11 protein-coding genes, 1 tRNA gene and 1 riboswitch are annotated in these 10,796 nt (G+C 63.0%); of the genes, 3 read left to right on the top strand and 9 right to left on the bottom strand.

Annotated features, from left to right (window positions below; translation table 11 throughout):
* The 3 genes from EN906_RS10195 to EN906_RS10185 all read right to left on the bottom strand — a co-directional run.
* Window positions 1-461, bottom strand: a 461-nt coding sequence (locus tag EN906_RS10195; protein ID WP_206529077.1) for a CbtA family protein, incomplete at its 3' end; no start/stop codon positions are given.
* 15 nt (window positions 462-476) lie between these two features.
* A complete protein-coding gene (locus tag EN906_RS10190) occupies window positions 477-656 on the bottom strand; it encodes a CbtB domain-containing protein (protein WP_127267996.1) in 180 nt (59 codons plus the stop codon).
* Window positions 657-691: 35 nt separating this feature from the next.
* A riboswitch (cobalamin riboswitch) is annotated at window positions 692-889 on the bottom strand.
* A gap of 65 nt (window positions 890-954) precedes the next feature.
* The gene (locus EN906_RS10185) at window positions 955-2,154 is read right to left on the bottom strand and encodes an MFS transporter (protein WP_127267997.1); all 1,200 of its coding nucleotides are present in this window, start codon (window positions 2,152-2,154) and stop codon (window positions 955-957) included.
* A 222-nt stretch (window positions 2,155-2,376) separates the two neighbouring features.
* Here EN906_RS10185 and EN906_RS10180 point away from each other — a divergent pair, with 222 nt between their 5' ends.
* The gene (locus EN906_RS10180) at window positions 2,377-3,375 is read left to right on the top strand and encodes a DUF1624 domain-containing protein (protein ID WP_127267998.1); all 999 of its coding nucleotides are present in this window, start codon (window positions 2,377-2,379) and stop codon (window positions 3,373-3,375) included.
* Window positions 3,372-3,848, top strand: coding sequence for an isoprenylcysteine carboxylmethyltransferase family protein (locus tag EN906_RS10175; RefSeq protein WP_127267999.1), 477 nt, complete (start codon window positions 3,372-3,374; stop codon window positions 3,846-3,848). Before EN906_RS10180 ends, EN906_RS10175 begins: the two co-directional genes overlap by 4 nt.
* A 190-nt stretch (window positions 3,849-4,038) precedes the next feature.
* Here EN906_RS10175 and EN906_RS10170 read toward each other — a convergent pair whose 3' ends face one another.
* From EN906_RS10170 to EN906_RS10160, 3 genes are all read right to left on the bottom strand, one after another.
* Window positions 4,039-4,425, bottom strand: a complete 387-nt coding sequence (locus EN906_RS10170; RefSeq protein WP_023685221.1) for a MerR family DNA-binding transcriptional regulator — start codon at window positions 4,423-4,425, stop codon at window positions 4,039-4,041.
* A 157-nt stretch (window positions 4,426-4,582) separates the two neighbouring features.
* On the bottom strand, window positions 4,583-6,001 hold the full coding sequence (mgtE, locus tag EN906_RS10165; RefSeq protein WP_127268000.1) for a magnesium transporter: 1,419 nt from the start codon (window positions 5,999-6,001) through the stop codon (window positions 4,583-4,585).
* Between the two features lie 190 nt (window positions 6,002-6,191).
* A tRNA-Leu gene (locus EN906_RS10160) sits at window positions 6,192-6,276 on the bottom strand.
* 235 nt (window positions 6,277-6,511) lie between these two features.
* Between EN906_RS10160 and lipB the strand changes: the two genes are divergently transcribed.
* On the top strand, window positions 6,512-7,255 hold the full coding sequence (lipB, locus tag EN906_RS10155; protein ID WP_127268001.1) for a lipoyl(octanoyl) transferase LipB: 744 nt from the start codon (window positions 6,512-6,514) through the stop codon (window positions 7,253-7,255).
* Between the two features lie 21 nt (window positions 7,256-7,276).
* Here lipB and EN906_RS10150 read toward each other — a convergent pair whose 3' ends face one another.
* From EN906_RS10150 to EN906_RS10140, 3 genes are all read right to left on the bottom strand, one after another.
* Window positions 7,277-8,527 carry a site-2 protease family protein gene (locus EN906_RS10150; protein ID WP_127268002.1) on the bottom strand — a complete coding sequence of 417 codons (1,251 nt, stop codon included), beginning with the start codon at window positions 8,525-8,527 and terminating at the stop codon, window positions 7,277-7,279.
* 591 nt (window positions 8,528-9,118) lie between these two features.
* Window positions 9,119-9,802, bottom strand: a complete 684-nt coding sequence (locus EN906_RS10145; RefSeq protein WP_174800360.1) for an ABC transporter ATP-binding protein — start codon at window positions 9,800-9,802, stop codon at window positions 9,119-9,121.
* Window positions 9,799-10,796, bottom strand: a 998-nt coding sequence (locus EN906_RS10140; RefSeq protein ID WP_127375159.1) for a lipoprotein-releasing ABC transporter permease subunit, incomplete at its 5' end; no start/stop codon positions are given. The genes EN906_RS10145 and EN906_RS10140, both read right to left, overlap by 4 nt.

The following is a 10,796-nucleotide window of genomic DNA, read 5'->3' as shown; positions in this document are numbered from 1 at the left end:
AGTTCCGGCGGCAGGCCGAGGCCAGGCGCCAGCGTGAACACGGCGAAGCCGGCCAGGCCCCAGAACACGCCCTGGCGCCAGCCACCGATGCCGCCGGCGAATTCGGAGACCGCGACCAGGATCAAGGCGAAGCCGATGCCGGTGACGATGTTGGCAAGCACGCTGAAGGCGAAACGCTCGAAACCATCTGCCGGCGCCCAGCCTTCGTCTGCCGGAGCGGCTTCCGCCGCCGGGGCAGCAGAGCTCATGGCATCTCCCGCCGGTGCAGTTGTGCTCATGGCATTGCTATCCGTTGCGGCCGGAGCGGCATGGTCATGGTGATGCCCGCCGCCCGCCTGTTCGTAGACTTCCGCCTTCAGGATCAGCGGCACGGTGGCATAGGCTTGCAGGCAGGCGAGGACGACGCCGGCCACGAGCCCTGCGATCGCCGCGATGAACACGACGTTGCGAAACAGGTTCATGATGTCAGCCCCTCGTCAGTGGCAGGGAAACGCCATCGAATGGCGATAGTCGTGAGCCGCATTGTGGACCGCATCGATATGCGAGAAGCCGACAAAGCCCATCACGAAAACGCCGAGCAGCGCGGCAAGAGCGAGCTGCATGAAGCGCGACTGCGAGGAGACGGAGGTGCCGAGGGAGACGGAAGCGGTAGTCATGTCTTGTCCTTTCGCCCTCCACCCGAGGGCATCGAAGTCAGTTTCCTGTCGCCGGCAGGTCTCCTGGCTCACGGATCAGCGTCCTTCCCCACCTTCCCGAAGAAAAAATCCTCAGTGGTTTATGGAGAGGACTACCGCACACAGTTGCGGGGGCAGCCACGGCATTGGGCGAAATTCGCCCTCACCGCATTCCCTCTTGGCTCCAAAATGGAACCGGCGACACCGGTGACTATAGGCAGAATCCTCGCTTCCGGCAAACCAAATTCCGCCGGTGACCATTGCGAATGCGCCATGAAGGTCAAAGTGATTTTGGCAGATAGCGCCACGTCACAAAGCCGCAGACCGCCGCCAGCAGACCGAGCGTGACGAACACCGAGCCCAGGCCGAAGAAGGCCAGCGCCACTGAATAGACCAGCGGCGGCGTCAACTCGGAAAAGTCGAGATAGGTGCGGTAGACCGCTGCCATCTGAGATCTTTCATAGGAGCGCACCGAGCGCATGAAGGCGGTCGAGCCGAGGGCGTCGAGCGCAATGGTGAAGAAGGCACCGCAGAGCAGGAAGGCGCCGGTAAGCAGCGGCACGGTTTCGCCGACGAAGCCCGCCGCCAAAAGCGCGGCCGACATGGCGAAATAGGCGAATGTCATGGTCCCGCGGCCACCAAAGCGCTTTCCTGCCTTGCCCCAGAAAATCGCCATGAACAACAGCGCGTTGCCGGCCGAAACCAGCAGGCCGCCGGCCAGCTTGCCCTCACCTGTGATGACCATGAACAGCGGCCCATAGACGAAGAACGTCGTCCAGAAGCAGGAGCGCCCAAAGGCGATCAGCCAAGCCAGCCTGAGCCTGGGCTGCGCCACGAAGCGGCCGATATTGGCGAGCGGATTGACGGGGCGCGTCTTGCCCGGACGGATAGACTGGTTGTCGCCGAGGCGGTAGGTCCAGAACAGCGCCAGCAGGCCAAACGCGAACACCGCGACCGTACCATGCGCGGCATAGATGCCGAAGCGCGTGTAGAGGAAGATGCCGAGCGTCGGCCCACCGGTCCAGGCCAGCATCGACCACGCCATGCGCAGCGATTCGGCCTGCATGAAGTCGGTCTTGCGGATGTGGTCCATGATGTAGAGGTTGAGCGTGATCGACAGCGCGCTGGCGCCCATCACCCGGCACAGCATGCCGGCCAGTTGCCCGGCAAGCGTGTCGGTGACGAAGAACAGCGAGCCGACGGCCAGCAGGCAGGCGCCTGCCGTGTAGACCCAGCGCCGGGCAAAACGGCGGATCAGCATCGGCATGAACAATGTCACCGACAGCCCGAGCATCGCCACGACTGTGTAGAGCATCGACACGATCTGCTCGTTGTGCAGGATCTCGTAGGCCTGGATCGGGATGACGCTCGACACCGTGGCGCGGGCGAAGGATTCGACCGCATAGAGCGACGCGAAGGTGCGCGCGTCCGCGGCCTTGAGAGCCGGCAGCCAGATTGGATGGCGCACATGGGTGGACATTGCTTTCCCCGAAGCAGATTCACCGGGTCAAATCTGACGTGGCGATCCCAGCGCCAATAAGAGGAAACCGACGCGCATCCGGCAAAAGCGAAGCCGGCCAAAGGCTTCCCTGCACTGGCCCAATGCCGCGGCTGATCCGGGTTGTCGGCAGAGTTGCCGGTCTTCTTTTGTGCCGGGCAACCGTGATAGTCCTCCAGCGGGGCTGAATCAGAATGCGAGACCATGAGCATCCAAACGCCGACCGCACCCGTTCCGGATCGACCAAAGCGCATCGTCGCTATCGACATCGTGCGCGGCATCGCGCTGATCGCCATGGCGAGCTACCATTTCACCTGGGATCTGGAGTTCTTCGGCTACACCGATCCCGGCCTGACCGCCTTCGGCTGGTGGAAGATCTACGCGCGTTGCATCGCTTCGACCTTCCTGTTCCTGGTCGGCGTCAGTCTGTACCTCGCCCATGGCCGACAAATCCGCTGGAACGGCTTCTGGAAGCGGTTCGCCATGGTCGCGGGAGCCGCGATCGCGATATCGGTCGTCACCCGTATCGCCACGCCGGATGGATTCATCTTCTTCGGCATCTTGCACGAGATCGCGCTGGCCAGCCTGCTCGGCCTCGCCTTTCTGCGGCTGCCGGCACTGCTGACGCTTGTCGTCGCCGCGCTCGTCATCGCGGCGCCTGTCTATCTGCGCCTCGAGGCGTTCGATCACCCATGGCTGTGGTGGGTCGGCCTGTCGGCGAACAATCCACGCTCCAACGACTACGTTCCGCTGTTTCCATGGTTCGGCGCCGTGCTTGCGGGCATCGCGGTGACGAAACTTGCCGCCGGTTCAGGCGTACTTGCCCGGCTTGCCGAATTGGCGCCCGGTCGCTGGGCCAACCCGCTGGTCTTTATCGGCCGGCACAGCCTGGCGTTCTACCTGATCCACCAGCCATTGCTGATCGGCTGCATGTGGCTGTTCTCGCAGATCATGCCGGCACAGGTCGAAACCCCGCAGGTGAATTTCCTCAAAACCTGCCAGCTGTCCTGCGAGCAGTCGCGCGACACCGAGTTCTGTACGAGCTACTGTGTCTGCATGCTCGATACGCTCGAGGGCGAGGCAACGCTTGATCGGCTCTACAACAACGACCAGACTGCGGAATGGAAGACGCATCTGTCCGATCTCGCCGGCATGTGTACCGCCAAGACCGACAGCAAGTTGATGGAGGAAGGGGTCAAATGACCGAGAACCAGCCGAAGCCGGGGCTCATACCGTGGCCGCCGCTGATCTACACCGCCGCCATCGCCATCAGCATCGCGCTGGGCCTGCTCTATCCCCTGCCCTGGATCGGTGACCTCCTGGGCGATATTCTTTTCGCCACCGGCTGGGTGGCGCTGTTTGCCGTCGCCGCGCTCTGGGTCACCGCGATCCGCACCATGGTCCGCGCCAAGACCACGCTGAACCCGAACGCTGTGCCCGATCACCTGGTCACCACGGGTCCCTTCGGCATCACCCGCAATCCGATGTATCTGGCCAACACCCTGCTGTTGATCGGGGTCGCCTTTGTCTCGGGCATCGTGTGGTTCCTGCCACTCGCGTTCATCGCCGCCTATGCCACGCAGAAAATGGCGATCGAAGGCGAGGAAAAGGTGCTGGCGGCAAAATTCGGCAAGAAGTACCGCGACTACGCCAAACGCGTGCGCCGCTGGATCTGAGCTGGCGCCCCTGGTTTCCATCGCGGAGAGGTTTGACAGGTGCACACTTCGGCGATTAGCCTAAGTCTTGCGAACCTCGTCATCCTAGGGCGAAGCAGGAGCGCAGCTCCGTCGCGGAGACCCTAGGATGACGAAGGAATAGACGTCTCCGCTAATTCCGAACGCTAACGCGCGACAGAATCCAGTCCGCTCAGGTATTCACGCCAAGCTCAACCAGCCGCTCCACACAAGATTCCTCGGCCTGGTCGAGTTCAGCCAGCGTCTCCTCGAGATCGCGGCGCTTCTGCCGGAGATCCTCGCGCTTTTCCTCGATGCGCTTGATCATCAGGTTGAGCTGGCCGACTTCGCCGGGCGGCTCCTTGTACATCTGGATGATCTCGCGGATTTCGTTGATCGAGAAGCCAAGCCTCTTGCCGCGCATGATCTGACGGATGAGGTGCCGGTCGGAGGGGCGAAACAGCCGCGTGCGGCCACGCCGCACCGGCTGCACCAGCCCTTCGTCCTCGTAAAAGCGCAGCGTCCGCGTCGACACGTCGAACTCGCGGGTCAACTCGGTGATCGAATAATATTCTCGCATTGCCACTCCCGCACGCCGAAACCAAGGGGCGATCGCCATGCCGGCGTCGCCCTTATGTCCCGAACCAAAACCCATGCCATGCCGGAATCGACATGGCGCCCCGCGCAAGCCTCGCACGGCATTTACGTAAAAGTCAATTAAGCCAAAAGGCATGCCTTCAGGGCACACCGAACCACCACGTGGCAATGCCGAGAAATGCAAAGAAGCCGACGACGTCGGTAACCGTGGTGACAAAAACTGCCGAAGCGACCGCCGGATCGATCTTGAAACGATCGAGCAGCAGCGGGATCAGGATGCCGGCCAGAGCGGCCACGAACATGTTGATGATCATCGCCGCCGCGATGATGCCGCCCAGATTGGGGTCACGGAACCAGGCTGCCGCAACGATGCCGATCAGGATGGCGAAGACGATGCCGTTGATGAAGCCGACACCCATCTCGCGGCGAATGATGCGGCCGGCATTGTAGATGTCGAGATCCCTGGTCGCCAACGCCCGCACGGTGACGGTCATGGTTTGCGAGCCGGCATTGCCGCCCATGCCGGCGACGATCGGCATCAGCACCGCCAGTGCGACGATATGTTCGATCGTGCGGTCGAAAAGGCTGATCACCGACGCCGCCAGGAACGCGGTCAGAAGGTTGATCAGCAACCACGGAACGCGTGAGCGCGAGGTCGAAAAGATGCTGTCGGAAAGCTCCTCGTCGCCGACGCCGCCCATGCGCATCAAGTCTTCTTCGGCCTCCTGCTGTATGACGTCGACAACATCGTCGATGGTCAGAACGCCAACCAGCCGTTCGTTCTCGTCGACGACAGCGGCCGACAAAAGATCGTACTGCTCGAATTCCCGTGCAGCCTCTTCCTGGTCCATGGTGGCCGGAATGGCGTGCCGCGTCTCGTGCATCACTTCCTCGACCTTGACCGAACGCTTGGTGCGCAGGATCTGGTCGAGGTCGATGGCGCCGAGCAGCTTGAAGCTCGGATCGATGACGAAGATCTGGCTGAAGCGCTCGGGCAGATTCTGGTCGTCGCGCATGTAGTCGATGGTCTGGCCGATCGTCCAGAACGGCGGCACCGCGACGAACTCGGTCTGCATGCGGCGGCCGGCCGTCTCTTCGGGATAGTCGAGCGAGCGGCGCAGCCTGATCCGCTCGGTGAACGGCAGCTGCGACAGGATCTCGTCCTGATCCTCCTTCTCGAGGTCTTCGAGAATGTAGACGGCGTCGTCGGAATCGAGCTCCTGTACCGCCTGCGCGATCTGCGCATTGGGCAGACTGTCGACGATCTCCATACGGATCGCCTCGTCGACCTCGGTCAGCGAGGAGAAGTCGAAATCGGCGCCCAGGAGCTCGACCAGCGCGTGGCGCTGTTCGGGATGCAGCGCCTCGAGCAGGTCGCCGAGTTCCGACTGGTGCAGGTCGTCGACTTCATGCTTGAGGGTCAGCGTGTCGCGGTCGGCGATCGCCGCGCCAATCCGCGCCAGGAAGGACGAAAGCACGGCGCCGTCCTCGCCATAGATGTCGGCGTGGTGCTCCTCGGCGGCCCTGGCGCCAATCGTCCGTTCGTGCTCGCCTTCCACCAGCGCCTCCCGCCACAAGAATCCCGGAAAAGGTGCAAATCAGGTCTAGAGCATCGGACCCAAAGGGGAAACCGGTTTTGGGAGAATCCGACGCTCAAAAAGAAAGTGGCGTAAAGCGCGGGAATATCAAACGAAATGCGCCCGGCCCGCAGCGGGCGGAGCTTGCACAATCGGGATCTGGGAAGGAAAATGGTGCGGTCGAGAAGACTCGAACTTCCACGGGTTGCCCCACAGCGACCTCAACGCTGCGCGTCTACCAATTCCGCCACGACCGCACGTGGTAGAGCCGGAACCGACCGGCTCGCGGCGTGTAGCAAATCGTTTCCGGCGAAACAAGTGCACGGCAAGCAATAATGTCAGGCGATTGGCATAATGCTCCACAGGGTCCGAACGCAGCGCCGGAACTGGACGTTTGCGCCTGATATCGCCATATGGAAGGCAAGTTGATGTCACCCAAAGGTGCGAGGCGGTTTTGGGACGCGACATGCATAAGCGAAAAGACGATACGCCATGCCCGAACGCAGCCAGATCGCCACGTCGTTCCTGCCGCTCCCCGGTTCAGCACCGGTCGAATGGCTGATCGAGCCCGGCCTTACCGCCTATCGCGAAGCACTTGCCTTCATGGAGGCGCGCGCCGAGGCGATCCGCAGCGGCGCTGCCGGCGAAATGGTCTGGCTGGTCGAACACCCGCCGCTCTACACGGCCGGCACCAGCGCTCGCGGCGAGGATCTGATCGACGCCAGCCGCTTCCCGGTATTTGCGGCCGGCCGCGGCGGCGAATACACCTATCATGGGCCGGGCCAGCGGGTCGCCTATGTCATGCTTGATCTGAAGCGGCGGCGTGAGGACGTCCGCGCCTTCGTCGCGGCGCTCGAACAGTGGATCATCGGCACGCTCGCCGCCTTCAACGTGCAGGGCGAACGCCGCGAGGACCGGGTCGGCGTCTGGGTCGTGCGGCCGGATCGCCCTGCCCTGCCGGACGGCTCGCCGGCCGAGGACAAGATCGCGGCCATAGGCATCCGGCTGCGGCGCTGGGTGAGTTTTCATGGCATCGCCATCAATGTCGAGCCCGATCTCGACCATTTCAGCGGCATCGTGCCTTGCGGCGTGCAGGACCACGGCGTCACCAGCCTCGTCGATCTCGGCCTTCCCCTGGGAATGGCCGACCTTGATCTCGCGTTGAAATCCGCCTTCGAGGATGTGTTCGGTCCCGCCACGGTCTTGCCTGTCGAAGCCGAGCGCAAGGCGGGCTGATCCTTCCGGATCCGGTACGGCTCAAATCAGTTGGGCGGAGGCCCACAACACGCCATAGCCATGGATGGCGAACACCGCCAGCAACGCCGCGGCCATGGCGAGGCGGTCGATGGTGCGGATCGGCTTCAGCTCGTAACGCGGCTTGACCCCGCTGCTCATCGTCAGCAGGCTGAGGATCGAAAACACCGCTCCCGTCGCGAGCAGGAAATTGGAGGAAAAGCCGGCCTGCCAACCGACAGCCAGGAAAGCCGAGAGCAGGAAGAAGGAAGCCAGCGCCAGTGCGACCGGTCCCGGACAGATCTGGCGCAGCACCTGACCGCCGTCGAACTTCCACACCGGCACCAGATTGGCGATGTTGAACAGTGCGGCGAAGCCCGCCAGGGTCGCCAGCAGGGCCGCCGCCAGCCGGTGGCCTTCCGCGCCGGCAAAGGTGCTGGCAGCGATCACAACCGGCACCAGGAATGCGGAGAAGCCGGCGCCCATCAGCGCCACGAAAGCCACCTCGAAACGGCTGTCATAGGGCCGCCCGCCAATGGCGATGCCGCCGAGCAGCGGAATGAAGATCATCCGTGCCCGGTTGTGGCCCATAAGCCGGAACGCCGCCATATGGCCAAGCTCATGCAGGGCGACCACCGATGTGAGGATCGCGGCCAGTGCCAGGCCGCCGAAGTGAAGGCCGAAGAATGGCCACAGGATCAGCGCCGAAAGCCCGGCAAAGCCAACCTGGCTGAGCGGATGCTCGAACCAACCGCCCTTGCGATACTGCCCGGTCCGCGCCCAGCGCTGCAGCTTGGAGAGTTCGCGGCGCAGGGCGAAATAGCGGAACACCAGGAAGGCGACGCCGCGATAGCGATCCGTCTGGCTGAGCGTCACCCGCGTGCCGTTGCCCTCGGAAACGAGTTCGGCGGTTTCGGAAAAGTCCTTCCAGAACGAAGCATCGAGCGCGGTGTCCTCGATGACACGCATCGAGAAGCTGATACCTTCGACGACGTCTTCAAACCGCGACCTGCGTTCGATCGGCTTGCCGTCGCGACCTTCCCACGACAGCGTGATGCGGGCCACGCCCTCGCCGTCCGGCGCCTCGGCGGAAAGGATCTCACCGGACCAGCCGGCATCGCTGCCGAGCGGCCACAGCGCCTGCCAGAGGCGCTGGCGGTCCATCGCCACCAGACGGGTCAGCCGCACCGTGCGCAGACCAAGCGGCACGGTCATCAACAGAAAGATCAGCCCGAGATTGCTGGCCACCAGAATGGCCGTGACTATGGGCGACACCTGGACGTTGCTCCCTGTCTTGCCGGGGTACCCTAACGTTACGGCGGCAAGAAAAGCTTAACGGCGGAACGGCCTTCCACCGCGTAGGAACAGCGGCGGCGAACGCCGCCAAATCACATGGCTCCGATCCAGATCGCCATGGAAACAAGGAACGTGCTCATGCAAACCAGTGAGATGACATCCTGAACCAGATCGGTCATAACTCTCTCCTGTTGTTGATATGTTCGCATTTTGTTCTAATTTTGTTTCAAAGTCAACGGGCACGATGCGGCCGCCTCCGGAATTTTCGGGCGATCAAATCGGCAGGGTTAAGAAAGGGTTGAGGGGCGAGCGACGGTGCTACGTGGGCTGACCGAAGCCTTTGCGATTAGCCATCGCATCGTCCTCCTAGGGCGGAGCAAGGAGCGGAGCGACGCGCGCAGACCCTAGGATCCATGCCGTGACCAGGGGCGATGCTACGGTGCAGAATTATCGCCTCTGATAGAGGTCGCATATCCTCGACCCCTGCATTTGTCTCGAAAGTAACGGCATGGATCCTAGGGTCTACGCTCCGCTCCGCGGAGCTTCGCCCTAGGATGACGACATCAGAGACTAAAGCGGCACCACTTTGCCGTCGGCCAGGGTGACGCGCCGGTCCATGCGCGATGCCAATTCGTGATTGTGGGTGGCGATCAGCGCCGCGAGGCCCGATTGCTTGACCAGCGCCGCCAGCGCCTCGAACACATAAGACGCGGTGACCGGGTCGAGATTGCCGGTCGGCTCGTCGGCCAGCAGCACCAGCGGCGCATTGGCGACCGCACGCGCGATGGCGACGCGCTGCTGTTCGCCGCCGGAGAGTTCGGACGGCCGGTGCGACGCGCGCTTGCCGATCTGCATGTAATCGAGCAGCTGCGCCGCGCGCTCGGCCGCGTCCTTGCGGCTGAGCCCCTTGATGAGCTGCGGCATCATGATGTTTTCCAGCGCCGAGAATTCCGGCAGCAGATGATGGAACTGGTAGACGAAGCCGACATCGTTGCGGCGGATCGCCGTGCGCTCGTCATCGGAGAGCCGCCCGCAGGCACGGCCGGCCAGGATGACGTCGCCGGCGTCGGGACGCTCCAGCAAGCCGGCAGTGTGCAGCAGGGTCGACTTGCCGGTGCCCGACGGCGCCACCAGCGCCACCATCTCGCCGCGCTTCAGCGAGAAATCGGCACCGTTCAGGATGGTGAGCTTGCGCGGCCCCTGGACATAGTGCCGCTCGACGCTCTTCAGCTCGATAATGACCTCGGCCACTATTCGTACCTCAAGGCTTCGACCGGATCGAGGCGCGCGGCGCGCCATGCCGGAAACACGGTTGCCAGGAAGGACAGGCCGAGCGCCATCAGGACGACATAGGTCGTCTCGCGCGGATCCATCTTCGCCGGCAACTGGCTGAGGAAATAGAGCTCCGGATTGAACAGCACCTTGCCGGTCATCCATGAGAAGAACTGGCGGATGGACTCGATGTTGGTGCAGATCAGCACGCCGAGCAGCACACCGGCAAGCGTGCCGGTCACGCCGATCGCCGCACCCGTCATCAGGAAGATACGCAGGATGGCGCCGCGCGACGCCCCCATGGTGCGCAGGATGGCGATGTCGTGGCCCTTGTCCTTCACCAGCATGATCAGGCCGGAGATGATGTTCAGCGCCGCCACCAGCACGATCAGCGTCAGGATCATGAACATGACGTTGCGCTCGACCTGCAGGGCGGAGAAGAAGGTCTCGTTGCGCTGGCGCCAGTCGACCATGTCGATCGGCCGCTGCGCCGCCTCCTCCACCTTCGGTTTCAGCGCATCGACATCGTCTGGATTGTCGACATAGATCTCGATCGTCTGCGCCCGCCCGTCCATGTTGAAATAGAGCTGCGCTTCGGAAAACGGCATGTAGACGATGGAGGTGTCATATTCGGACATGCCGACTTCGAAGATCGCCGCGATCTTGTAACCCTTCATGCGCGGCGTGGTGCCGATCGGCGTCACGTCGCCGTCGGGCGAAATCAAGGTGATGGTATCGCCAAGCGTCAGGCCGAGATTCTCCGCCATGCGCTTGCCGATGGCAACGCCGTCGCCAGAGTCGAAATCGGCGATCGAGCCCTGCTTGATGTTGCTGGCAACGATGGCGATCTTGCTCAGATCCTCGCCGCGTATGCCGCGCACCAGCGCTCCGGTTCCGCCGCCGACATTGCCTTGCGCAAGCACCTGGCCATCAATCAGCGGGATGGCGTATTTGACGCCTGACACACCGTTGATGC

This window comes from Mesorhizobium sp. M7A.F.Ca.CA.004.06.1.1 (assembly GCF_003999135.1).
GTDB lineage: Bacteria > Pseudomonadota > Alphaproteobacteria > Rhizobiales > Rhizobiaceae > Mesorhizobium.
The sequence above is the reverse complement of the archived record's forward strand: the minus strand, read 5'-3'. Positions and strand labels throughout refer to the sequence as shown.